Source organism: uncultured Roseobacter sp. (genome assembly GCF_947501835.1).
GTDB lineage: Bacteria > Pseudomonadota > Alphaproteobacteria > Rhodobacterales > Rhodobacteraceae > Roseobacter.
The window spans coordinates 690,378-712,711 of sequence record NZ_CANMXR010000001.1 but is presented as its reverse complement, the minus strand read 5'-3'; the positions used below and the strand labels follow the sequence as shown (position 1 = coordinate 712,711).

The 22,334-nt window shown below is 59.5% G+C and carries 22 protein-coding genes; 6 read left to right on the top strand and 16 right to left on the bottom strand.

Features of this window, described 5'->3' with window-relative positions; genetic code table 11:
- Positions 1-102: 102 nt before the first annotated feature.
- The 5 genes from Q1A20_RS03460 to Q1A20_RS03440 all read right to left on the bottom strand — a co-directional run bounded on the left by Q1A20_RS03460 (position 103) and on the right by Q1A20_RS03440 (position 2,726).
- Positions 103-513: an N-acetyltransferase gene (locus tag Q1A20_RS03460; RefSeq protein ID WP_299403515.1), complete on the bottom strand. Its 411-nt coding sequence runs from the start codon at positions 511-513 to the stop codon at positions 103-105.
- Positions 510-1,148, bottom strand: a complete 639-nt coding sequence (gene tsaB / locus Q1A20_RS03455; RefSeq protein ID WP_299403517.1) for a tRNA (adenosine(37)-N6)-threonylcarbamoyltransferase complex dimerization subunit type 1 TsaB — start codon at positions 1,146-1,148, stop codon at positions 510-512. The genes Q1A20_RS03460 and tsaB overlap by 4 nt, the downstream gene beginning before the upstream one ends.
- A gap of 2 nt (positions 1,149-1,150) precedes the next feature.
- On the bottom strand, positions 1,151-1,588 hold the full coding sequence (locus Q1A20_RS03450; RefSeq protein WP_299403519.1) for a GFA family protein: 438 nt from the start codon (positions 1,586-1,588) through the stop codon (positions 1,151-1,153).
- 13 nt (positions 1,589-1,601) lie between these two features.
- A complete protein-coding gene (locus Q1A20_RS03445) occupies positions 1,602-2,165 on the bottom strand; it encodes a NifU family protein (RefSeq protein ID WP_298970301.1) in 564 nt (187 codons plus the stop codon).
- Positions 2,166-2,270: 105 nt separating this feature from the next.
- Positions 2,271-2,726, bottom strand: coding sequence for a universal stress protein (locus Q1A20_RS03440; RefSeq protein WP_298970300.1), 456 nt, complete (start codon positions 2,724-2,726; stop codon positions 2,271-2,273).
- A 131-nt stretch (positions 2,727-2,857) separates the two neighbouring features.
- On the opposite strand from Q1A20_RS03440, the gene Q1A20_RS03435 reads away from it, so the two are divergent.
- Positions 2,858-3,259 carry a BLUF domain-containing protein gene (locus Q1A20_RS03435; protein ID WP_299499686.1) on the top strand — a complete coding sequence of 134 codons (402 nt, stop codon included), beginning with the start codon at positions 2,858-2,860 and terminating at the stop codon, positions 3,257-3,259.
- Here Q1A20_RS03435 and Q1A20_RS03430 read toward each other — a convergent pair.
- Together Q1A20_RS03430 and Q1A20_RS03425 are read right to left on the bottom strand one after the other, a co-directional pair.
- A complete protein-coding gene (locus Q1A20_RS03430; protein WP_299403522.1) occupies positions 3,254-4,120 on the bottom strand; it encodes a branched-chain amino acid aminotransferase in 867 nt (288 codons plus the stop codon). The two genes, Q1A20_RS03435 and Q1A20_RS03430, sit on opposite strands and share 6 nt — an antisense overlap.
- Positions 4,121-4,173: 53 nt before the next feature.
- Complete coding sequence (locus Q1A20_RS03425; protein WP_298970294.1) at positions 4,174-4,401, bottom strand: hypothetical protein; 228 nt, start codon at positions 4,399-4,401, stop codon at positions 4,174-4,176.
- A 124-nt stretch (positions 4,402-4,525) separates the two neighbouring features.
- Here Q1A20_RS03425 and Q1A20_RS03420 point away from each other — a divergent pair, with 124 nt between their 5' ends.
- Positions 4,526-5,221, top strand: a complete 696-nt coding sequence (locus tag Q1A20_RS03420) for a M48 family metallopeptidase (protein WP_299403525.1) — start codon at positions 4,526-4,528, stop codon at positions 5,219-5,221.
- A 36-nt stretch (positions 5,222-5,257) separates the two neighbouring features.
- On the opposite strand, the gene Q1A20_RS03415 is transcribed toward Q1A20_RS03420, so the two are convergent.
- From Q1A20_RS03415 to rimO, 4 genes are all read right to left on the bottom strand, one after another.
- Entirely contained in the window at positions 5,258-5,641 is a 384-nt protein-coding gene (locus Q1A20_RS03415) for a thiol-disulfide oxidoreductase DCC family protein (RefSeq protein ID WP_299403528.1), read from the bottom strand.
- 53 nt (positions 5,642-5,694) lie between these two features.
- The gene (locus tag Q1A20_RS03410) at positions 5,695-6,045 is read right to left on the bottom strand and encodes a hypothetical protein (RefSeq protein WP_299915916.1); all 351 of its coding nucleotides are present in this window, start codon (positions 6,043-6,045) and stop codon (positions 5,695-5,697) included.
- 73 nt (positions 6,046-6,118) lie between these two features.
- On the bottom strand, positions 6,119-6,361 hold the full coding sequence (locus Q1A20_RS03405; protein ID WP_298970287.1) for a CDGSH iron-sulfur domain-containing protein: 243 nt from the start codon (positions 6,359-6,361) through the stop codon (positions 6,119-6,121).
- A 135-nt stretch (positions 6,362-6,496) separates the two neighbouring features.
- Positions 6,497-7,897 carry a 30S ribosomal protein S12 methylthiotransferase RimO gene (rimO, locus tag Q1A20_RS03400; RefSeq protein WP_299915914.1) on the bottom strand — a complete coding sequence of 467 codons (1,401 nt, stop codon included), beginning with the start codon at positions 7,895-7,897 and terminating at the stop codon, positions 6,497-6,499.
- A 65-nt stretch (positions 7,898-7,962) separates the two neighbouring features.
- Between rimO and Q1A20_RS03395 the strand changes: the two genes are divergently transcribed.
- Positions 7,963-9,903 (top strand): AsmA family protein, encoded by a 1,941-nt coding sequence (locus Q1A20_RS03395; RefSeq protein ID WP_299915912.1) that lies wholly within the window; start codon positions 7,963-7,965, stop codon positions 9,901-9,903.
- Between the two features lie 22 nt (positions 9,904-9,925).
- Here Q1A20_RS03395 and kdsA read toward each other — a convergent pair whose 3' ends face one another.
- The 5 genes from kdsA to Q1A20_RS03370 all read right to left on the bottom strand — a co-directional run bounded on the left by kdsA (position 9,926) and on the right by Q1A20_RS03370 (position 14,732).
- Positions 9,926-10,759 carry a 3-deoxy-8-phosphooctulonate synthase gene (gene kdsA / locus Q1A20_RS03390; RefSeq protein WP_299403539.1) on the bottom strand — a complete coding sequence of 278 codons (834 nt, stop codon included), beginning with the start codon at positions 10,757-10,759 and terminating at the stop codon, positions 9,926-9,928.
- A gap of 1 nt (position 10,760) precedes the next feature.
- A complete protein-coding gene (locus tag Q1A20_RS03385; protein WP_299915910.1) occupies positions 10,761-12,407 on the bottom strand; it encodes a capsule biosynthesis protein in 1,647 nt (548 codons plus the stop codon).
- Positions 12,385-13,044, bottom strand: a complete 660-nt coding sequence (locus Q1A20_RS03380; protein ID WP_298970278.1) for an ABC transporter ATP-binding protein — start codon at positions 13,042-13,044, stop codon at positions 12,385-12,387. The genes Q1A20_RS03385 and Q1A20_RS03380 overlap by 23 nt, the downstream gene beginning before the upstream one ends.
- A gap of 322 nt (positions 13,045-13,366) precedes the next feature.
- Positions 13,367-14,395 (bottom strand): permease, encoded by a 1,029-nt coding sequence (locus tag Q1A20_RS03375; protein ID WP_299915908.1) that lies wholly within the window; start codon positions 14,393-14,395, stop codon positions 13,367-13,369.
- Positions 14,388-14,732 carry a helix-turn-helix transcriptional regulator gene (locus tag Q1A20_RS03370; RefSeq protein WP_298970274.1) on the bottom strand — a complete coding sequence of 115 codons (345 nt, stop codon included), beginning with the start codon at positions 14,730-14,732 and terminating at the stop codon, positions 14,388-14,390. Before Q1A20_RS03370 ends, Q1A20_RS03375 begins: the two co-directional genes overlap by 8 nt.
- 338 nt (positions 14,733-15,070) lie before the next feature.
- Here Q1A20_RS03370 and Q1A20_RS03365 point away from each other — a divergent pair, with 338 nt between their 5' ends.
- From Q1A20_RS03365 to Q1A20_RS03355, 3 genes are all read left to right on the top strand, one after another.
- Complete coding sequence (locus Q1A20_RS03365; RefSeq protein WP_299403548.1) at positions 15,071-18,016, top strand: hypothetical protein; 2,946 nt, start codon at positions 15,071-15,073, stop codon at positions 18,014-18,016.
- Between the two features lie 77 nt (positions 18,017-18,093).
- Complete coding sequence (locus Q1A20_RS03360; RefSeq protein WP_299915906.1) at positions 18,094-20,136, top strand: hypothetical protein; 2,043 nt, start codon at positions 18,094-18,096, stop codon at positions 20,134-20,136.
- A 405-nt stretch (positions 20,137-20,541) separates the two neighbouring features.
- Positions 20,542-22,167, top strand: a complete 1,626-nt coding sequence (locus Q1A20_RS03355) for a hypothetical protein (protein WP_299915904.1) — start codon at positions 20,542-20,544, stop codon at positions 22,165-22,167.
- Positions 22,168-22,334: the final 167 nt, after the last annotated feature.

Below are 22,334 nucleotides of genomic sequence, written 5' to 3'. Positions count from 1 at the left end.
GCCGCCCAAGTGAGCAGATATTTTCTGTTCCTGCGCAATTTAGGGCCTAGCTGACGGGCAGGGTCAACCGGTTTTTCAAGGATATGGTGCGGATTCAGGGGCCTAACGGCGGGTCAATGCTTTCGTCATCAGCACCGCATCGACCGCGGAGCCATTCGGGCGCTTGTAGTATCGCTTCCGGCGGCTGGTTTCTGCGAATCCATGTTTTGTGTAGAGTTGACGGGCGGCGGTGTTGTCGGTGGCAACTTCGAGGAAGGCCGTCTCGCCCATCGCCGCGCCCATCCAATCCCGCATCAACTGATCCGCGACCCCTGCGCGCCGATGCGCCGGGTCCACCGCAAGCGTCAGAAGTTCGATTTCAACCGCCACAGATCGGATCAGGGCAAACCCGCCCGGTTTGGCGAAGAGCGTGACATGCGGGCTGGACAGCAGATCTTCGAATTCCTGCGCCGACCAGGGTCTTTCCAAGACAAAGGCCGCATCGTGCAGAGCGGCAAGCTGCTGGGGCGTCACGGCAGGATCACCGGCGGCGCATCGCGTGCCGGGGCCGCATCTGCTGGGCGCAGGTACAATGGCGCAGGCCGTTGCGGGGCGTCTCGGTATCTCTGCGCCGTCAGCCGCGCGATGGCTTCCGCGATAGGTTGGGCGGGAGGGTTCTCCTGCAGGCCGATCAGCGGCCCGCCAAAGGGGGGCAGGTCATCCGCAGCGGATAGAACCGGGTCATGCGCAACCTCTCCGTCGAAAACCTGCAGGTAGACCTGCGCGCGTCGCGCATCGATGGCGCTGGCGCAGGGACCGTCGATGCCAAACCGCAGGGCCTCCAGCACCGAGACACCAACGGCCGGGATCCCCAATCCCAGGGCAAGACCACGCGCGGCAGAGACAGAGATGCGAATGCCGGTGAAATTTCCCGGACCCGTACCGACGCCGATGGCCGAGAGTTCATTATAGGCAACACCCGCCTGCGCCAGCAGCTCCTCGCAGAGGACCAACAAACGTTCTGCCTGTCCCTTTGCCATGGGTTCTTCGGCCTGCGCGACCACCACGTCCCCCAGCAGCACAGCGGCGGCACAATGTGCAAAGGAGGTGTCAAAAGCCAGAATAGCGGGGGAGCTGTCGTTTCGAGACTCTATGATATGGCTGCCCATCTTTACGGCTTCTTGGCCTGCAGCGATGCGCGCGCGCTGCCGGACAATTGCGCCAGATCATCGCTTATATGCAACCACGGTAGCTGTGATTGGGCATGGCTGTGCAGGGTCGGTGGTAGCTCTGCCGCCTGATCGATCAGACCGAGCGGCACATAGGTTTGCCCTGGTAAATAGTCGAATTGCGCGGCCAGCGGCGATCCGCACTCCTTGCAGAACCACCGTGTCACACCGGGGTGATGAGACACCGGCGGGCCGGGCGCGGGCGTAAATTGTAGGTCTTTATGATCAAAGGCGGCGAAAGCGGCCACCGGCGCCCCGCTCACCCGACGACAATCCGAGCAATGGCAATAGCTGACGATGGACGGCAGTGTTTGAGCTTCGAACCTCATCTTGCCGCAATAGCACCTGCCAGTGATTGCGGGGTGGGCCTGCGCTGTCATGGTTGCCTGCCGGTCAGGTTGCGACGGGGCGCACCTCAGTCACTTCAGGGATATAGTGCCGCAACAGGTTCTCGATCCCCATTTTCAACGTCAGCGTTGACGAAGGGCAGCCCGCGCAAGCGCCTTGCATGTGCAGATAGACAACGCCGCGATCAAACCCGTGGAAGGTGATGTCACCGCCATCCTGCGCCACGGCAGGCCGCACGCGACTGTCGAGCAACTCTTTGATCTGATTGACGATTGCGCCATCTTCACCACTGTGCTCGGCGTGGCCGGAGGCGGGTTCGTGATCCCCTGCCATGACCGGCTGGCCGGATTGGAAATGCTCCATGATCGCGCCCAGCAATGCAGGCTTGATATGATCCCAATCCACCGCATCCGCCTTGGTCACGGTCACAAAATCAGTGCCGAAAAACACGCCCGTCACGCCCTCGACAGCAAAGACCCGTGTCGCCAGCGGCGATTTATCCGCCGTGTCTGCGGTCGGAAAATCAGCTGTTCCCATTTCCAGCACGGTCTGCCCGGGCAGGAACTTCAGGGTCGCAGGGTTTGGGGTCGATTCTGTCTGGATGAACATGAGGTATCTCCTGAGGATGGCTCAGATATGCGGACCCGCCGACATTAAGTCAAGGTTTGGAATCATTCTAATCTGCAGATCAGGCGGATTCCACGACAAAATTGATCAGGTAATCGCTTCGAGCTTTTCCTTGCTCAGGTCGCCCGGCACGATGGTAATTGGTATCGGCAGGTTGCCGGCACTTTTGGTCAGCTGCGTCACCAGCGGGCCGGGGCCCTTTTTGTCGGTGCCCGCGCCCAGCACCAAGACGCCGATCTCCGGGTCTTCGTGGATTTGGGCCAGGATTTCCTCGACCGGCGGGCCTTCGCGGATCACCAGTTCGGGGTCGATCCCCTGCCGGTCCCGCATCCATTTCGCAAAGACTTCGTAGTGCACTTCGATCCGCTCGCGGGCCTCTTCACGCATCACGGCGCCGACGCCGATCCAGTGATTGAATTCATCCGGCGGAATAACCGACAAGATTTCGACGCCACCGCCCGTGTGGGCAGCGCGCATGGCCGCAAACCTCATGGCATTCAGGCACTCGCGGCTGTCGTCCAAGACGACCAGAAACTTACGCATCTTTCGATGTCCCCCTTTTTGAGCAGATCATGACCGCAGATGAGAGAGGGTGCAATCTCAATCTACGCGAGCACCCTACTGGACAGAAAGGGCCGAAAGCGCGATGCTATTGAGCAAGGGGGGCAAATCAAATGCCCATGCTTCAGCTTATCTATGCGTCGCGACCTTTTGGCTACGACTTGAACATGTTGGCAAGCATTCTGGCAACATCGCGGTCCCGCAACGCCCGCGATGACATCACCGGTGCCCTGATCTGCCGCGCGGATATCTTTTTGCAATTGCTGGAAGGGCCTGCGGGGTTTGTGCTCTCCACCTTTGAGCGGATCTGTCTGGATGACCGGCACGTGGATGTCACCAAACTGGTGGAGGAACCGGTCAACGACAGGCTGTTTCCAACCTGGGCCATGAAACATGATCCGGCCGAAAGCTGGATGTGGTCGCCGCTGGAAATCCACCTGGGCGCGCTAAAGTCCGCAACGATCCGGGACGTTCGGTCTATCTTTATCAGATCGGCGGAAGCCGAAGGGTCATAACGGCTCGGACGCGGCCCAGTCCCAATACATTTCGCGCAGGCGGCGCGCCATCGGGCCAACCTGATATTGCGTATCTTCAAAGGCCTTTACCGGGGTGATCTTGGACATGTTCCCGGTCATAAAAACCTCGTCCGCGCCGTGAAAATCGTCAAAGGTGAGCACCTTTTCGTGCACCTTGATGCCATCGGCCTTCATGTTCGAGATGTGACGCGCGCGGGTGATCCCGGCCAGAAACGTACCATTGGCAATCGGGGTAAAGGCCTCGCCATCCTTGACCATGAAGATATTGGCGGTGGCCGTTTCAGCGACGTTGCCCATGGCGTCTGCAACCAGCGCGTTGCTGAACCCACGGCGGCGCACTTCGGTCAGCATGCGGGCGTTATTGGGGTAAAGGCACCCCGCTTTCGCGTTCACCACACTGCTTTCCAACACCGGGCGGCGGAACCGTGTGAGGCCAAGCGTTGCGGCCGCATCTGCAGGGGCCATCGAGACCTGCTCCAGGCTGATCGCGAAACCTGTTTCCTCTGCATCCGGCACAATTGCCGTGGCGTCCCCGTGGATCGCCCAATACATCGGGCGGATGTAGACAGCATCCTCAGGCCCGTAATGCTTGAGACCCTCGCGGACAATCTCCACCATATCCTCGGTGCTGATCGTGGGGCGGATCATCAGCGCTTCGGCGGAGCGATTGACCCTTGCGCAATGCGGCGCCAGATCCGGCGTGCGCCCGGCAAAAAACCGCGCGCCGTCGAAAACCGTGGTGCCAAGCCAGCTGCCATGATCCGCCGCACGCATGATCGGCACGTCGCCCCGGTGCCAGCGCCCGTCAAAATAGGTGGAGATGTTTGTGCCAATGCTCATGGATAGGGGCTCCGGGAAAGGTGGCCCATCTGCGCCACCACCATAAAGATGGCCTAGGGTGCGCGGTAGACACCTTCGGGCAGGTTTAGTGCAGCTGTCAGATCACGCCACTGCTCGGGCGAGAGCGTGATGGAGACGGTGCGATCGGTTCGGGGATCGTATTGGTTGAGCAGAATGGCGCTTTCTGTCGCGTGGACGGTGACATCCTCCTGCAGCGGCGCCTTGCCATCATCCACCAGGGTCACGACGGTGGCGTCAAATTCGTGCTCGATCGTAAACATGCGGCCAGACTACGGGAAGCCGCGTGTGATGCAAGGGCACAAAGCTGCGTGATCGGGGTGGTCGCTGCCGCGGAAGGTGCTAAGATGTCGTCCGTTGTGAAAGTGCGATAGAGGAATGCGCCGAATGCGATGGAAATCACTTGCAATGGTCATTGCCGTGCTAGGGCTTGCAGGTTGCGAAGTGACGACCGCCTCTGGTCCGATATCCACATCCGCTCCGGCTCAGGGGTCTCAGCGTGGCGCCCAATCCTTTGCGCAGGTTGTCAGAACGCTTGAACCGGTGGCGGAGCGGGAGTGCCGCGCACGCACGGCGCGGGTCAATTGTGATTTCAAGATAGTGGTGGACAACCGTCCCAACCAGCCGCCTAACGCTTTTCAGACGCTGGATAAGTCAGGCCGTCCAATCATCGCCTTTACGCAGGCACTGATCGATGACGCCCGAAATGCGGATGAACTGGCCTTTGTCCTTGGGCATGAGGCAGCCCACCATATTTCCGGTCATATCGCACGCCAGCAGCAAAATGCCGCGGCAGGTGCCGTGATCGCAGGCCTCGGGGTGGTGCTTTTGGGGGGCTCGGCGGAGGCTGTGGAAGCCGCGCAAAGGACGGGCGCACAGGTTGGCGCGCGGACCTATTCCAAGGATTTTGAGCTGGAAGCGGATGCTTTGGGCACGATCATCACGGCACGCGCCGGGTACGATCCACTGCGCGGCGCGCAGTTTTTCGCGCGCATTCCGGACCCCGGCGATAAGTTCCTCGGAACACATCCGCCTAACAATCAGCGCCTGGAAACAGTGCGCAGGACAGCGGCTGGCCTTTGATCGAACCACGCATGTCTTAGGACCGGGTGGCGTTTATCACTCCGCTGGCGCCGCAGCCTTCGTGATCCGTTTTTGGTGTCGACGGTACAGTGTTGGTGCCAGTAGCCTATCATAAACCCAGGTGGCACATCGATAGACCCCCGGCAGGCTCATGAGCTTTGCCAGCCAGCGATATCTGGGCAGGGCCTGCCATAAGACGATGAAGGCCGGCACGCCGCTGTAAATCTGGCCATCTTTCCGCACATGCAGGCGTTTGGCTGCGTCCTCCGCGGATACGCCCCAATACCGCAACGTCTCGGGATCGTTCAGATCATCATATTGCAGCGGCAGTGCTTGGTCAGCGCTGATCCGCGCGTAGTGGTCGATCTCACGGCTGCAAACGCTGCACGCGGCGTTGTAAAGGACATCAGTTTTACTCATGCTCAGCAGTTAGCGCGACGTGGTGATCACCCCATGGGCCGGATTGTCGCAGATCACCGTGGTTTGTTCCCGTCGATCCATTTCGACATCATCACCTTGTCCTGAAAACACTCGCGTGGAATCTCGCGGTGCTTGATCCGCGCAATCCGCTCGGCAAAGGCGACCTGTTTGGAGGAGGGGTAGTTTGCAAACCTGCCACCCGGCGCCTTGGGTTTATGAGCGTCAATCCACTCAGAGAGAGCCGCGCGATTGCTTGAAGCGCTCCGAGGAATTGTGGCACCGGTTTTGAGCGCAATCGACTGCGCATAACGCACCTGCTTCTCAGTTGCGGGCTGCGGGTCCTGGATCGGCAAGGCGTCTTGTTCAGGCGTGAAAAGACCGGGAAACTTGGGTTCAAAGGACATTGCGTATTCCTCCATCTGTTCCAATTAATATAGAACATAAGGAGAACATATTCAAGATGTCGGCGAGGGCGGCTCAGAGCTTGGAGTGCGTTCCGTCGCAAAGCGGCGCATTCGCCGTGGCCTTGCAGCCGCAGAAAAACAGCGTTTTGTCCGCTTCCGCCTCATATTTCATCGGCGCAAATCCGGTTTCCTTGTGGGACCCATCGCAAAAGGGTTGTTTGGAAGAACGGCCGCAGGTGCACCAGAAATAGGATTTTCCCGCGGTCACTTCGACCGGGTAGGGAGATTTCTGGGCGATTTTGGGGGCGTCGGTCATTGTCTGGCTTTCCTTCAAAAGGTGGCTGGGGACATAGGCTTATGGTTCGGTCGCAACCGGCAACGGGTCAAAACGTAGGTCGCGGAGGGGCGCGGACCACTGCGATTGCCCCAAGGCGCGGGCCTGTCTGGTGCGTTATCCGAGCAGACGGCCCCACAGATCGTATTCACCCGCCTCATCCACCTCGACGGCAACAATCTCGCCGACGGACAGGTTTTCAAACCCCTCGTCGATGAACAGGTTGCCGTCAATCTCCGGAGCGTCAGCCTTGGTGCGGCAGGTCGCGGCCTCATCGTCGATCTCGTCGATGATGACCTCCATGCGCTGACCCACCTTCGCGGCCAGCTTTGCCTCCGAAATGGCCTGCGCCTTGGCCATGAAACGTTCCCAGCGGTCCTGTTTGACCTCCTCAGCGACATGATCGGGCAGGGCGTTTGATCGGGCCCCCTCGACGTTTTCGTATTGAAAGCAACCCACCCGGTCCAATTGGGCCGCGTCCATCCAGTCTAGCAGGGTCTGGAATTCCGCCTCGGTTTCGCCCGGGTAGCCGACGATAAACGTCGACCTGATCGTCAGATCAGGACAAACGGCGCGCCAGGCGGCAATCTCATCCAGTGTCTTGGCTGCCGCCGCGGGCCGGGCCATCCGGCGCAGCACATCCGGATGCGCGTGTTGGAAGGGGATGTCCAGATAGGGCAGCACCACCCCCTCGGCCATCAGCGGGATCAGCTGACGCACATGCGGATAGGGATAGACATAGTGCAGTCGCACCCAGGCCCCGAGGCTGCCCAGATCGCGCGCAAGATCGGTGATATGTGCCCTGTGCCCGCGATCGGTCGCGTGTTTGATGTCGACGCCATAGGCAGAGGTGTCCTGGCTGATGACCAGCAACTCCCTGACGCCGCTTTCGACCAGTTTTTCGGCCTCACGCAGGACGGCATGGGCAGGGCGGGATTGCAGCCGTCCCCGCATATCGGGGATAATGCAGAACTTGCACTTATGGTTGCAACCCTCTGAAATCTTGAGGTAACTGAAGTGTCGTGGGGTGAGGCTAACACCTGAGGCAGGCAGCAGGTCCACAAAGGGATCGGGGCTCGGCGGCACAGCGTCATGTACGGCATCCAGCACTTGTTCGTATTGATGCGGCCCGGTCACCGCCAGAACGCTCGGGTGGGCGCCGGTGATGTAGTCGGGCTCGGCGCCCAGACAGCCGGTCACGATCACCCGCCCGTTTTCCTGCAAGGCTTCGCCAATGGCGGAAAGGCTTTCGGCCTTGGCGCTGTCAAGAAATCCGCAGGTGTTCACGATCACGGCATTGGCCCCTGCATAATCGGGCGAAATACCGTAGCCTTCTGCGCGCAGGCGGGTGAGAATGCGTTCACTGTCGACCAGCGCTTTGGGACAGCCTAGGCTGACCATGCCGATGGTGGGCTGACCGGGGCGGGCCGTATCGCGCATCTTGGATTGCGCCGCGAGGCCGTCTAGCCGCGCCTTTGGCGCGAGATCGGGGCGCAGATTGGGTGGGTTTGTGCTCATGACTTGCGCTATAGTGGAAGTGAGGAGGCCCGGAAAGGGCTAGTGGGCAAAGGTATGGGTGCATCATGAAATGGATTTTGCGTCTCGTTGGGCTTGTTGTTGTGCTTTTGGTGGTTGCGGTGGTCTCGATCCTGTTTCTGCCAGCAGACCGGATTGCGCGGATCGCTGCCGAGCAATTGCGCACTGCTACCGGGCGCGATGTCTCGATCACCGGGGATGTGGCGCTGACCTTCTGGCCGGTTCTGGGCGCGCGCGTCGGTGGGCTTGAGCTGGGCAATGCGGAGTGGGCGGAGCAAGGGCCGATGCTGCAGGCCGCCAACACCGCGATTGGCGTTGATGCGATGGCCCTTCTGAAGGGCGACATCAGGATCACCAATATCGAGGCTGAAAGCCCCACCGTCAGGTTGGAACAACGCGCCGATGGTCGGGCGAGCTGGCAATTCTCTGACGCCAGTGGCGAGGTTCAGGTTCAGACCGAAACTGCGCCAGCACCCGCCGCTCCGGCGCGCACGATTAGTATTGAAAAGGTCAAGATCACCGATGCGACACTGATTTATGACGCCGAGGGCAGCGATCTGATCTCCTACGAAGGGGTCGACCTTGCCTTGGATTGGCCGGATCTTTTGGGCCCGGCCGAGATTGCCGCCTCCCTGCAACCGGCGGGATCCGAGGTGGCCGTGGAGGCGGTCATCGATGGGTTTGCGGGTTTCATCACAGGGCAGACCCAGACATTGCGCGCAAGCGTAAGCACGGATGCAGGCGCTTTGTCCTTTGACGGCAAGGCCAGCACGGCGGGCGCGGTTGCAGGTGCATTGTCGCTCAAAACAAGCAGCACGGATGGTTTCCTGCGGGCCCTGGGCTTGAGCGGTGCTGATCTGCCCGAAAATCTCGGGCGCAGCATCGATATGGCCACCGCGCTGACGCTGACACCTGATCGCAAACTGGCGTTGCGCGACCTGATTGTTGACCTGGGTGGCAATAAAGTCAGCGGGGCTGCAGATATTGCGCTGAACGGCGTCCCGCAGATCAACGCGCAATTGAACGTGGGCGACTTTGTTCTGAGTTCTGAGAGCCCGGCAGCCAGCGGCGGTTCCGGGTCCGGCGGTGGCGGCAGCAGCGCGGGGACACCCAGCAGCGGCTGGCCAAAGACCCAGATCGATGCCAGCGGGCTGGCCGCTTTCAACGGCGAAATTGCACTCTCCGCCAACAGCATCGATCTTGGCCAATTCAAGTTGGGCGCCACCCAGGCGCTGCTGCGCAATGATCGGTCCCGCATGGTGTTTGAGCTGCGCGATGTGCAGGCCTACGGCGGCAATGTGGCTGGTGAATTCGTGATCAACAACCGCTCCGGCCTTTCCGTGGGCGGCGGCCTCACTGCGGCAGGCATCCAGATGCAACCGCTGCTGACCGATGCGGCCGATCTGGACCGGTTGACCGGGCAGGGCGATGCCAGGCTGACATTCCTCGGGTCTGGCACATCGGTCGATGCGATCATGCGTTCGCTTTCCGGGGATGGGTCGATCAACATTGGCCGTGGCACGATCCTTGGCATTGACCTGGACCGGCTGATGCGCTCGGGCGATACGGGCGGCGGCACAACTGTTTTCGACAGCCTCAACGGCACCTGGACCATCGCGTCGGGTATTTTGTCGAACAACGACCTGCTGTTGCAGTTGAAAAACTATCAGGCGTCAGGTGCGGGCGTGGTGGGGCTGGGCACGCAAACCGTGGATTACACCGCAACCCCGGTCGCGCTCCGGGCCAACAGCGGGCAGGGGGTATCCATTCCGGTGCGTTTCACCGGGCCCTGGTCCAATATATCGATCCGCCCGGACTTCGAGGCTGTGATCGACGCGGAGGTCGATGCCAAGGTGGATGAGTTGGAAAACAAGGCCAAGGAAAAGCTGAACGAGAAACTGGGCGTGCGCAAACAGGAAGGTCAATCCACCGAAGATGCGGTCAAGGATGAGTTGAAAGACAAGCTCTTGCGCAAGCTTTTCGACTAGCGCAGCGCGTCTTGCCCGTGGGTCAGAATTCAAGCGGCTTGGATTTGGCCAGCTTGTCGAATGACATCAGCGTTTCGAGAAGCGCTGGCATCTTGTCCAGATAGATCATGTTCGGCCCGTCACAGGGTGCGTTGTCCGGATCCTGATGGGTTTCCATGAAGACGGCCCCCACGCCCACAGAAACGGCGGCGCGGGCCATGACGGGCGCAAATTCGCGCTGCCCCCCCGAAGAGCCGCCACGCCCGCCGGGTTGTTGCACCGAATGGGTGGCGTCCATGACGACGGGATATCCTGTCTGCGCCATTTGCGGCAGCGAGCGCATATCCACCACCAATGTGTTGTAGCCGAAGGTCGTGCCGCGCTCGGTCAGTAATATCCGCTTGTTCCCGGTCGACTCGATTTTGGTGACGATGTTGGCCATCTCCCAGGGCGCCAGAAACTGACCCTTCTTCACGTTGATTGCCGCTCCGGAGTTTCCTGCTGCGAGCAGCATATCGGTCTGACGACAGAGGAAGGCAGGGATCTGGATGATGTCGACAGCCTCTGCGGCAAGGGCGCATTGCGCCTCGCTATGGACGTCGGTGATGACCGGTACGCCATTGGCTTTTCCCACCGACTGCAAGACTTTCAGGCCTTCGTCGATGCCCATGCCGCGCGCGCCGTCCAGCGAGGTGCGGTTGGCCTTGTCATAGGAGGCCTTGAACACATATTGCGCCCCGACGGCATCGCAGGTTTCTTTCATCCGGCCCGCGATCATCTGCGCGTGATCCGCGCTTTCCAGCTGACAGGGGCCCGCGATGATGGTCAGGGGCAGGTCGTTACCGATCGTCAGATCGCCGACAGAGACATGCGTCATATTAGGAGGTTACCTGTTCACGAAGGATGGAGGCCGTCAAAGAGATCATCAGGTAGATACCCGAAAAGATCAAGAATGCCACGATGGTATTCTCGAACTTGCGGGGATAGCTCGCTTCTTCGGAGGGTACAGGTTTCACGCTGATGGTCAGATAGCGCACCTGGCGATTGGCCTCCATGCGGGTCTGTTCCATCTGTTGCAACGCGGACTGCAGCAGCATATCGCGGGTTGCTAGATCGGCCTGCGCCATCTGGATACGGACGCTCAATTGCGCCAGGGAATTCTCACCCTGGCTGGCATCGGTCATGCGCGCGTTCAGTTCGGTCAGTTGCTCGTTCAGGCGACGCACATCCCCACGCGCACCATCGACGCGGGACTGGTTGGGACGGGCATTGTCCAAAAGCGCGGCCAGTTGCAGCTCTTTCTCAAGCAGTTGCAGTTCCACCTGATTGATCTGCGCCCGTAAGCCGGCAATCACCGCTTCCGGGTCGAGGGTCGCGCCCTGAAGCTGCAAATTGACCAAGGCCTCCTGTGCCGCGCGGCGCTCTTTCTCCGCGACTTCAAAGCCCGCGCGCGCTTCGGCCATCTGGTCATCGCGCTTTTCCGCGCTCAACCCGTTGACGCTTTGCTCAGCATAGCTGACCAGCGCCCGGCTGAACTCCGCACTGACATTCGGATCTGCCGCGATGACTTCCATCCGGATCAAACCTTCAGTGGGATCATAGCCAACCTTCACGTTCTTTTTGTAGGTCTTGTAGGCCTGTTCGTTCGACGCATCCGCAGGAAGACGCTGGATCGGGTCAATGCTGGGCTGGGCGTAATGCGATTTGAACCCGATCTCTTCATCCAACCGCAGCATGGCTGGTTTGGACAACAGGAAGGCCTGCACCGCAATGCTGTCAGAAGAGGTCGCAAACTGGGTGCCTGAGAGCAAGCCGCCAATGCCACCCCCCTGATTGTCGGCCTGCAGGATCAGGAACTCGGATTTCGTGGAATACATCGGCGTTGCTACGGCGTAGAAATACCACCCGGCAATCAGCGTCGGCAACAGCACGAAAAAAGACAGTCGCGCCAACAGCATCCCGAGCTTCCGGCGGCGACGTCTGCTGATGTCCCGCTGGATTTCCGAGATCTGCCGGTTGCGCATCTCTGCGGGGCTAAGCTCTGTTGACGGCAAGGTCTCGCGGTTGAGCGGCATGGTCTGCGGCAGTTGCACGCGCCCTTTCTTTTTGGCCGCGTCGCTGCCTTCCGTGCCTGGGTCTGCGATCTCATCATCTGTGGGCGTTTTGGGAACGACAAGTTCGAGCATGTTGGAGCGCTGGAAGGGATCAATGCCCTTGTTGCGCAACAACCGGACAGCATCGAAATCGGACGTGGGGGCCAGCTCGTGTTTATGCGCCACGCGGCGCGCCATCCGCAATTGACGCCCGGTGAGGCCTTCGCGGCGGATCGCATCAAGCTCCACAGCAACATTGCCTTTCTCTGGGGCCCCTTCTTTGGGGGCTTTCCGCGGCGGCTCCGCAGCTTTTCCCGTCTCTTGACCCGTCTGGGGCGCAAGCGGGCGCTCCGAGGGGTTGGCCTTATCCGCACTCAGCCCGGGGGATGTCCGCTTGATGCGGAATTTTCTAGCTGTCGGTTTGGTAGTCATAAAGCTGTTTCGCTTCTTCCAGAGTGTCGAACATGTGCAGTTGCCCGCCAAGCAGTACGGCGGCGGATCTGGCAAATTTTTCAAGCGTCTTGGCCTGATGTGACACGATGATGATTGTGGTTGTGCGGAGCCGTTCCTGCAGAATTTCACCCGCTTTGCGGTTAAAGTCCACATCTGTTGTCCCGGGCATGCCTTCGTCGATCAGGTACATGTCGAAATCGAGCGCCAGCATCAGCGCAAAAGAAAACCGCGATCGCATGCCCGCGGAATAGGTCCCCAGCGGTTGGTCAAAATACTCGCCCAAACCGCAAAGCCAGCGGCAAAAGCTCTCGACGTAATCGGGGTCGAGCCCGTAGAGACGGGCGATATAGCGGGAATTCTCCATCGCCGAGACCTTGGTCACCACGCCGCCCATGAAGCCCAGCGGAAAGGAGATGTTGCATTCGCGCCGAATTTCTCCGTCGTCAGGTTTTTCAAGGCCTGCCATCATGTTGATCAGCGTCGTCTTGCCGGTGCCATTTGGCGCGAGGATGCCCAAAGAGTTGCCCAGTTCGACCTTGAACGAGACCTTGTCCAGGATCACCTTGTGTTGGGATCCCGTCCAAAAGGACTTCGATACATTCTCGAACGCCAGCATACCTGCTCCGGTTACGCGTTGACCCGGAAACGGGCCTGCCTGTCCTCGTTTAACAGAGGTTATTTACGGATTATCTACCGTGTTTGGCGATATTATGTCTTAATTTTAAACAAAAGTACAACGGCTACTCAGGTGCCGTGCCGTCAAATCGGGCGGAATTTGCGTTTTGTACAACCTTGGGTTTTGCGCTCTCCGCGGATAGGTTGTGTTTGCCTTCGACCTGCAAATCGCGCGATGATGCAGAGACCTCGCGCGTCAAGCATGATCCGGTCGATGTTGGTGGGGCGCCAACATCGGCGGATGCCATCGCCAAGGCACGGGGTCAGGCGATGGCTTGCCAGAGGCTACCGGCAATCACGGCGCCCACCAGGGCAAAGGACAGATAGGCCACGAACACGCGCGGCTTCACCAAGGCCCAGACCGCGATGGCGGCGGGGATGCAGCTCACACCACCGGCAATCACGAAGGACATTGCGGCCCCCGGCGCCATGCCCTGGGCCAGCAGCGCATCCACAAGCGGGACAGCGGCGTAGCCATTGAGATAGGCTGGCGCGCCGACGAAAGCGCCCATTAGAATTGGCCAGATACCGGTGCCGCCCAGCAGGCCCGCGATCATCTCGGCAGGCACATAGGCCAGCATCATCGCTTCGATCACATAGGCCAGCGTCAGCCACTTGATCAGGAAAAGCGCGTTTTCGAGCGCGGTGTCGCGAAAGGTGCCGCGCCGATCCGCCTCCTGCCAGAAGCGCCAGACCGGCGCACCGCTGAAGGGTTTTTTCACACCGCAGCAACCGCCCACCGCCGGACGCTCGCGCAGCGGGTTGGTAAAGACCGGTGTATGGGCAAAGAGCATGGTGCCAAACCCGCCCAGCATGCCCAAACCGATGGCGGCAAATGCCTTGGCGGTTGCGAATTCCCAGCCAAGCGTGCCGGACGTGATGGCAAACATCGCCGGGTCCATCAGCGGTGAGGCCAGCCAGAAGGCCATGACCGCGCCCAGGGGGGCACCAACCGCCAGGAGCGCCGCGATGAAGGGGATAACCTCGCAGCTGCAAAACGGTGACAGACCCCCCAGAAGGGCCGCCATGACGATCATGCGCACCTGATTGCCGGAAAACGCCTTGGCAATCAGCGTCTCGGCGCCCGAGGCCTTGAGATAGGCGACCGCAAAGACGGCGAAGAGGATAAACGGCGCGGTATGCGCAAGCGCTTTTGCCGCAAAGATGACGGTCGGTGTAAACTGCGCCCAATCAAAGACGGCGATGAGCAAAAGCAATGCGGCCGTCGCGGCCCAGGCCCCGGGTTTTGGAAAGCGGCGCGGCGCGGGTTGCGCCTGCGTTGTGTCAGCCATGGTGATGGTCCTCGCCCTTGGTCGCACTGTCCGCGCAACATTCGTTTAACAAAAACTCTGACAACGCTTGCACATCGTCATAGGCCACGGCAGCACAGATGATGCTGCGCCCCTGTTTGGCCTGCGTCACCAGCCCGGCAGAGGCCAGTATCTTCATATGATGGGTCAGGGTCGAGCCGGTCACGCCAGTGCGCGCACCCAACTCCCCGATGCTCAGCCCTTCGGGGCCCGCTCTGACCAGAGTCCGCAGCACACTCAGCCGTTGTTCCGACCCAAGCGCCGCGAACTGGGCGGCGGCAACGGTCAGGTCCAGATTTTCCACAGAATTTATTTTCATGATTCTAGAAATATCGAATCTATGGCGCTGGCGCAAGAAATGTTTCGATGATTATCGAAATTAATTTTCAGATCAAATTTTTACTTTCCTAAGCAGACACTTAGGTATCCCCAAGGCGATGGTGTGCCCGCCTTGATCGGCTGCTGCCACGGTTCACAGCACAGCAGTTCGTTGGTCAAAATCCGCTCAACGGGCCGCAATCCACCGACAACCTTTGCGAGAATCTGCGCTCGGTGTAGATTTTCTGCATTGTTTCAAAAAATGGTATTCCGATGGTCGCACCAATTGAGCTTTTTCGATATTTTGTAGGGAGAGCACCCAGACCGCGACGGCAGGTCTTGCGGTTTGTTCTCGCGGAACTCAACACCAATTTTACCCGTGAGGTTTTGGCGGCGGTGACCCTGCCGGATGCGAGGGTATCCGTTCGGACGCTGGCGCGCGCGCATCTGTCAGACAATGTCGCGACCGAGCGCTTGGACGACATCGAGCGCAATTTCCCGCTGCAGCGTTTCCTCGAAGCCTGGGAAAGCGAAAAGCCGACGACCCTGCAAGCAGCACTGGCCCTTGTGCAAACGATTTTTGACCGGCCTGTGACGGCGATCATCTCGGATCCTGAGTTCAATGCCGCGCGCGACACGCTGCGTGATCTGTTGATCGCGCTGAAGCTCGCGGTTCTGAAAGAAGCCCTGCCGATCCGGCGCACCTCTGACATGTTGAGGGCGGCTGAATTGCTGCTGAGACTGGTCGAGGATCCCGATAGTCTCGACCTCGATGAAACATCGGCGATCTTGAAAGCCGTCATCGCGCTGCCGCGTGAGTTATTTCCCCCCGCAGATCCCGTCGAGTTGGACCCCGACACCGACCCGCCGGACGACGATCCGACGGATGAAGACATCGCCGAACGTGCCAAACGCCTCGAATTCGCCGCGGTGGAGATTGTGAGCCTGTCGGGATCTGGCATTGAGCGGATGCGCCGCAGCACCGGGTCATCGGATCCGCGCACGCCCGGCGGTCCCGACGATTTGAGCGCACCAGGACGCACGGCCACGTCGGAGCCTGAGAGCGCCACGATCACTGCGGCACGTGCGGACGATGACGCAGATGATTTGCCTGATGAGGTTTCCTTTATTGGAATTTCAGAGACGGCGGTGGCGCGTCTTTCATCGGACACGCGGGAGCTGCTGGATGACTTGGATCTGGACGTCACCGGCTTGCCCTATGACGAGGTTCTGGACCGGATTGAAGTAGAACACCAAATTGCAACGCTGAGGCTTGTGGGGACGGAGGCGGCGGAAACAGCCCAGCCGCGGTTGCGGACGGGAACGGCCGTCATGCCCGCTGCCGGGACGGCCAGCCCGCTTGTTCCGGGCATGGGCACAATTCTTGATCCGTCAAGCCTGCCGCCGACCACGGTTGGCCCGATCAAACCCATTGGTGTGGGCGATCTGCTGGTCACCCGGCAACAGATCAAGCGCTATGAAGCGGGCGAAATCTCGCATGTTGAAAATGTCCTGCAATCGGAATCCCGGAACCGCGAAACGCGACGGCTGCGCCGAACCGAGGAAACATTCATCTTTGAGGAGGAGGAAAAGAAGGAGGAAGAACGCGACCTGCAGACCACCGAACGCCTAGAGATGCAGAGCGAGGTCCAGAACACGCTGCGCGAGGACAAGCAATTCAACATCGGTGGCTCGGTTTCAGCGGGATATGGTCCTTTCGTGCAGGTCGAGGTCTCCTCAGCCTATGAAACGGGCACCTCGCAGGAGCAGATCAACAAGCTGGCGACAAGCTATGCAAAGGAAGTGACCGAAAGGACCGCCTCCAAGGTTGCCCTCAGGACCCGCCGGGAACAGACGCGCAAGACCATCGAGGAATTCGAGGAAAAGAACCAGCACGGGTTTGATAACACTGAAGGCACCGAGCATCTGTCGGGCATCTATCAGTGGCTGGACCGGGTCTATGAACTTCAGGTTTATAACTACGGGCTGCGGGTGCTCTTTGAATTCGTGGTCCCGGAACCCTCGGCCTTGCTGCTGCGCGCCATCGAACATCAGATCGGCAAGCCGGAGGGGCTGACCCCACCAACCAAACCCTCCTTCGGGCCCGGGCATCTGACCCGCACGAATTATGGACAATACGTCAGACTTTATGAGGCCGAAGGGATCCAGCCGCCGCCGAAGTTTGCGACCCGGATCGGCAAGAGCTTCACCTTCACCTCGCAAAGCGGGGAGCCTGAAGACAACACGTCAGAGGCACTGTTGAACGTTCCGGAGGGGTTCAAGGCGACCTCCTGCAGCGCTTCAATACTGCTTTATGGCAATACCAATCAGACGCGGCGGGCCTATGTGTCGGTCGGCTCGAATTCATTGTTCCAGAAGAAGCGCGCCGATGGGTCCGCGTTGCCGGATACCAGCGATTACCACGATACGCTGCCGGAAATCGCGGGGGAGGTGCCGGTCGCTTTTTATGCGGTCAACGTGCTCAATTGCACCGCCACGGTGACCATCCATTGTGTCCATACCCAGACCGCATTTGAGAAGTGGCAGGTCGAGACCTATGATGCTTTGCTGCGCGGCTATGAGGCCCAACGCGCGCGCTATGAGGAAAAGCTGGCGATCCTGAAGGCGGAACGCGCAAGTGCGGGGCCTGAGGGCCGGAACCCCGGGCAAAATCGCCTGATCGAGCGGCGCGAAATCAAACGTCTTGCGATTGCGATGATGACCGGGCAGCATTTTGCAAAGACCGGGGTGCACCTGTCACCGCAGGCCGCGGAGTTCAACTTCGATGCGGCCGAGCGTGCCGGCGTTTACGCCGGATTCTGGGAGAAGGCGATTCAGTGGAACGAGCTGCAATGGGAGCTGCTGCCCTATTTCTGGACCTCCCGGGACACTTGGGCGCGTATGCTCTACGAAGACAGCGATCCGCTGCATGCCGAGTTCATAAGCGCGGGGGCGGCCATGGTGCGCTTTGCCGTTTCTCCCGGATATGAGGCCGCCGTGCTACATTTCCTGGAAACGGGTGGTGTGTGGGAGGGGGGCGATGAGCCCAGCGTCACATCGGAGGAATACGCGGCCATGCTCGATGAGGTCGAGGCCGCGCGAAACAGGGAAACCAGTGAATCGCCCTTGGAAACGCCGGAAGGTGCTGGAGAGATTGCCGTTGGCGACCCCTGGGAAATCCGTGTACCTACGACCCTTGTCAAACTGCGCCAGGACAATGCCCTGCCTGAGTGGGCCAAGGATGAGGATGGCCGCTGGCATCCGGTCGACCCCCTTGACCCGTAACCGGCACCACGCGGACCGGAACGCCGGGCAATGTGAAAAGGACGGAAGGTGTCGGATGCATCGCCCGAGGTGTTGAGATGCGATTGCCGCTGATCCTTGCCGGTCCGATTGTGCGGCGCGCCACGCCTGAAAAGGTCTGGGTGTGGCTGGCAACCCGCGAATTGCTTGATCCACCGCATCTGATGCTCTTCACCAATGGGAACACGCCGTCCTCTCCGGGGCCGGTAAAGGCCAGCATCGAATACTACCCGGTCGCTGTGGCCGATAATCTGTGGATCTATATGTTATGCGCGATCCCGGAGACACCGCTGGACCGGGGCAGAACCTATTTCTACGATGTTCGCCTCAATGGCACGCGGCCGCTGTTCAAATCCGACGACTATCGGCAGTTTCTGCTGAAAGGCAATCGGCTGCCGACCTTCATGCTGGGCGCCAGAGGCAACAATAACCTGCATGCGCTTTACGGGTCGTGCCGAAAGCTTCACGGGCCAAATCCCGACATGATGAAAGCCGCCGAGGAGGTTCTGCAAAACGCCTCAGACGACAATCGGCCGCAGTATTTCTTCATGGGGGGGGATCAGGTCTATGCCGACGATGTCGACAACCAGTTGCTGACTCTGACCCGCCCGCTGCGCGATGCCTTATATGGGGGAAAGCGCGAAACAATTCCGGGGCTCAGCCCGGCCGTGCTCGGCGACACCATCGACCGCTCGGAATTTCTCGAATCCTTTTTCACCTCAACCCATATGCCGCATCACCTGCTGACCTTCGCGGAATATGCCGCGACCTACATTATGGCGTGGAACGGGGATCTTTGGGACCCGCTTCTGAAAGCGGGTCGGTTTTCAGATCTGGGCAGCGCGGATTTCTCGAACCGGATCATCGGCCAGAGAGTCCTCGATGGGGCGCAGGGTGCAAAAAGTGCCCGGCGGGTGCTGGCAAACACGATCTGCTATATGATCTTCGATGATCACGAGGTGACGGACGACTGGTTTCTCAACCCGGAATGGCAGTTGAACGCGACGAAATTCGACTCCGGGCTGCGCATCCTCACCAATGGCATGGCCGCCTATTGGGCCTTCCAGGGGTGGGGCAATGACCCGGCGGCCTTTGACGAGACCTACCGCGCGACAATAGGAGGATTTGCGGAATCGCGTGGCAAGGGCACCCAAAACGCGTGGTCGGCCCTTATCAAGACCGATTGGTCCTTCGTGGCACCAACGTCACCGCCTGCTGTGTTTCTGGATACGCGGACCAAACGCGAGGCATCCCCGACGGTCTCGGATATTGACCGGGTCGGCACCCGTGTGATTGAGGGGATATCGTTGTCGACCCGTCGCAACAAAGAGGCGCCCCGCCTTCTGGATGGGGACGAACGCGCCCGGCTCAGCGGAATGATTGCAAAACACGCCACCTCGGGTGAGCCGCTCATCATCGTCGCTGCGGCGCCGATTTTTGGCTTCCCGCCGATGGAATGGGTTCAGCGTAAGATCGGCGGCGTGTCGGCAACCACAGCAGATCTGGAAGGCTGGTCCAGTAATCCGCGCAATTTCATCGATGCTTTCGATCTCTTTCTGGACGCGGGGTCCAGTCCGCTGATCGTTTTGTCAGGGGATGTGCATTACGGTTTCGAGGTGGTCGGACGCATTTCCACAACCAGCCACTCCGTGCCATTTCTGCAGCTTTGTTCCAGCGCAATGAAGAATGAGGTCATCGGGGTGGACAAGTTCTTTTTCAGGATCATCAGCCTTTTTGGGGAGTCCGTCGCGGCTTTCGGTTTCTGGGACCTCAAGGAGAAGGGCAAGACCGACGGTCCGATTGCCTATACAGCCACGAACGACCACGCGAACGACTTTTTCAACCGAAGATATAAGTCCTCGCCCTACTACCTGATGCAAACCCAGTTCATCAAACGGTCGGGGCGGCGCTCGGTGAAACAGCTGATCGAGCGGCAGAATAATTTGGGCGAGCTGGTGGTCCGGGGTCAGCAGGTATCGCATCGACACTGGCACCCGGCGTCATCAAGCGGGTTCTCTGCACGGGCGTTCAAGAACTGGAACACCGGCAGTTGGCCCATTGCCGACATGGTCGGCGCGATCAAATCAATCTTTGGAAGATGATATCTGGGATAGATTTTCCGGATCTCCTTGGCTCTGTGTCTCACTTTGTTGAACGAAGGTCACATGCGGTCCTTTCGTGATTGTCGCGCCCGCCGTCTCCATCAAAAAAGATCCCGGTCGACCAGTGCGAAACAGCAGGTGGCAGCGTTTTGGCCGCAAGAAGATGCCGGTGCCCTGAAATTCGTGTAGGATCTAAAACCATGTCGCGGTTCGCAGCCCGCAAGTTGATTTGTATGATTTGGGACAAATGTGTTTGTATTTCGGACAATCTGATTTCGGTGAGTTGAGTCCTGCCCATCGATAAAGCACTTTGTTTGACAAGGTTTGACGTCGCATCTTTTTTTCGAGTGTCGCAATCTTCGGCGCCTAAGTGATCGGTCAAAAAAATATTGGGAGGTGCCACTTATGGTCGTCGCTTCTGAACCCGTCAGGGCACCGCTGAAGCCAAGGGCTGACCACAAGCACCCAGCGTCGCGGTCACTTGGCGAACAGCCTTCGGAACTTGTCTCTCGACCAACTTCGCGGCTCGCGGGCTATCAGGATGCTGCAGACACGACCGCCCAGGTTCAAGAACTGGCCGCGTTGCAACGCCGCGCAACCAGTGCAGCGCTTGCGCCAGCGACGGCGGATTTTCAGCGCCACGTTCCTGATCGAGAGCAGGATGAAGGCGACCGTCTGCAACCGGAGCGGAGCCCAGGCAGCGTTAAGTCGCGCTCCTCGGATGGGATGGAAACGGGCCTTGCTGGTGAAGTGACCAACCCATGGCGCAGCCCGGGCGATACGGTTCATCAACTGCGCCGTGCGGCTTTCTCCGCCGCGCTTTGGCCCGCGGTGCAGCCCTTTAACGCCGCGAACCGCCCTGATCACCTAACGGCTTTGCGCGGGTCGTCGATCCTGACACAGCGCAAATCCGTGGATGTGCTGCAGCGGGACGAGGATGGCGACGGCGTTGGCTGGGGGGCTCTGGGCAAATTCCTCGGGGATGTCCGCAAATACGGGGCCTTTGCCGCTGGTAGCAAATTGGTGGGCATGACCTTTGCAAGTCTGACGGCGCTGGCCCTGGCGATCGAAACAGCGATCTGGGGCATAAACAACTACTTCGGCGAGGGACCTGCCGGAGAGAACACGATCATACCGGCGATCATAGGATTTGCGGCCCAGCTGTCCTATTTCATGAAAAACGCCCGGGTGGCGTATAGATCGGTTGATTTGGTGAGCCGGAAAAAGGCACGGCTCCGGCAACTGGCCCAAAGCTACAATACCGCGCTTTTGAACCATCTCCATAATGATGCCGATCTGGCCATCGCATCCGATATCCGCGATGAGGGTCAGAGGGTCTATGCAGAGCTTGTCGAAGTGATAAAAACACAAAAGGCGGGAGTTGCCTCTGTGATTGCCAGCGGCGCGGGGGTCATGCTGGCCTATGCAGCCATTTTAGCTTTCCCACTTGAACATGATAGTTGGCGCACAAGTTTTGGCCCGGATTTTTCGACGCTGCTTGCGCTGCTGACGGTATTCGCGCCGCTTGTTCAAAAGGCTGTCGATGGTTGGGCTGGCAGATCATCGGCACTGCCGCCAAATCCCTTTGAGGCAAGCATCAGTTCGGCGCGCGCCGCCCTGAACCCGCCTGCGCCTTTGCCGGACAGCGATGATAGCAGTTCCGGTGGGGCTTCGAGTAGTGACATGAATTACGATAGTTTTTCGAGCGACAATGGTGGCTCAGGCAGCGAAGGGGCCAGCGAAAATGGCTCCGAAAGCGATCTTGAGGGCGCGTCCAGCGCCAGCGGCAGTTATCATAGCGCTTTAGGTGTCGGCGGCGACGACCCAAGCGCTTCAGAAAGCGGTGCCAGTTTAGACAGTTCGTCAGGAAGTGAGGATAGCTATGCAAGTGCTATGGGCAGCGAGAGCAGCAGCGATGCGTCGTCAGAGCCGAAGAGTTGGTCGTGGCAGGTTGTTGGAGGGGCTCTTTCGTATGTTTCAAGCTATTTCACCAGCCCTGCAAGCGAACCGGTAGAAGACAGTCCGGTTTGACCGCCCCCGATTTGTGGGCGACTGTTTTTCCAGCGCTACCTGAAAGTTGCCCTGGCTTCTTCCCATGGGGTAATTTCGACGGGTTGCCAAAGCCGTTTGGTTTAGTGGCCTTAACGCTGACCTCCAAAACTGCTCACCTTATGTAAGCGACCAAATTCAGGGGAACG

What these genes read in the sequence shown, in the direction of transcription:
- tsaB (WP_299403517.1), bottom strand. Translation starts at nt 1,148, where the DNA reads ATGGGCAGCCATATCATAGAGTCTCGAAACGACAGCTCCCCCGCTATT.
- Q1A20_RS03450 (WP_299403519.1), bottom strand. Translation starts at nt 1,588, where the DNA reads ATGACAGCGCAGGCCCACCCCGCAATCACTGGCAGGTGCTATTGCGGC.
- Q1A20_RS03445 (WP_298970301.1), bottom strand. Translation starts at nt 2,165, where the DNA reads ATGTTCATCCAGACAGAATCGACCCCAAACCCTGCGACCCTGAAGTTC.
- Q1A20_RS03440 (WP_298970300.1), bottom strand. Translation starts at nt 2,726, where the DNA reads ATGCGTAAGTTTCTGGTCGTCTTGGACGACAGCCGCGAGTGCCTGAAT.
- Q1A20_RS03435 (WP_299499686.1), top strand. Translation starts at nt 2,858, where the DNA reads ATGCCCATGCTTCAGCTTATCTATGCGTCGCGACCTTTTGGCTACGAC.
- Q1A20_RS03430 (WP_299403522.1), bottom strand. Translation starts at nt 4,120, where the DNA reads ATGAGCATTGGCACAAACATCTCCACCTATTTTGACGGGCGCTGGCAC.
- Q1A20_RS03425 (WP_298970294.1), bottom strand. Translation starts at nt 4,401, where the DNA reads ATGTTTACGATCGAGCACGAATTTGACGCCACCGTCGTGACCCTGGTG.
- Q1A20_RS03420 (WP_299403525.1), top strand. Translation starts at nt 4,526, where the DNA reads ATGCGATGGAAATCACTTGCAATGGTCATTGCCGTGCTAGGGCTTGCA.
- Q1A20_RS03415 (WP_299403528.1), bottom strand. Translation starts at nt 5,641, where the DNA reads ATGAGTAAAACTGATGTCCTTTACAACGCCGCGTGCAGCGTTTGCAGC.
- Q1A20_RS03410 (WP_299915916.1), bottom strand. Translation starts at nt 6,045, where the DNA reads ATGTCCTTTGAACCCAAGTTTCCCGGTCTTTTCACGCCTGAACAAGAC.
- Q1A20_RS03405 (WP_298970287.1), bottom strand. Translation starts at nt 6,361, where the DNA reads ATGACCGACGCCCCCAAAATCGCCCAGAAATCTCCCTACCCGGTCGAA.
- rimO (WP_299915914.1), bottom strand. Translation starts at nt 7,897, where the DNA reads ATGAGCACAAACCCACCCAATCTGCGCCCCGATCTCGCGCCAAAGGCG.
- Q1A20_RS03395 (WP_299915912.1), top strand. Translation starts at nt 7,963, where the DNA reads ATGAAATGGATTTTGCGTCTCGTTGGGCTTGTTGTTGTGCTTTTGGTG.
- kdsA (WP_299403539.1), bottom strand. Translation starts at nt 10,759, where the DNA reads ATGACGCATGTCTCTGTCGGCGATCTGACGATCGGTAACGACCTGCCC.
- Q1A20_RS03385 (WP_299915910.1), bottom strand. Translation starts at nt 12,407, where the DNA reads ATGACTACCAAACCGACAGCTAGAAAATTCCGCATCAAGCGGACATCC.
- Q1A20_RS03380 (WP_298970278.1), bottom strand. Translation starts at nt 13,044, where the DNA reads ATGCTGGCGTTCGAGAATGTATCGAAGTCCTTTTGGACGGGATCCCAA.
- Q1A20_RS03375 (WP_299915908.1), bottom strand. Translation starts at nt 14,395, where the DNA reads ATGGCTGACACAACGCAGGCGCAACCCGCGCCGCGCCGCTTTCCAAAA.
- Q1A20_RS03370 (WP_298970274.1), bottom strand. Translation starts at nt 14,732, where the DNA reads ATGAAAATAAATTCTGTGGAAAATCTGGACCTGACCGTTGCCGCCGCC.
- Q1A20_RS03360 (WP_299915906.1), top strand. Translation starts at nt 18,094, where the DNA reads ATGCGATTGCCGCTGATCCTTGCCGGTCCGATTGTGCGGCGCGCCACG.
- Q1A20_RS03355 (WP_299915904.1), top strand. Translation starts at nt 20,542, where the DNA reads ATGGTCGTCGCTTCTGAACCCGTCAGGGCACCGCTGAAGCCAAGGGCT.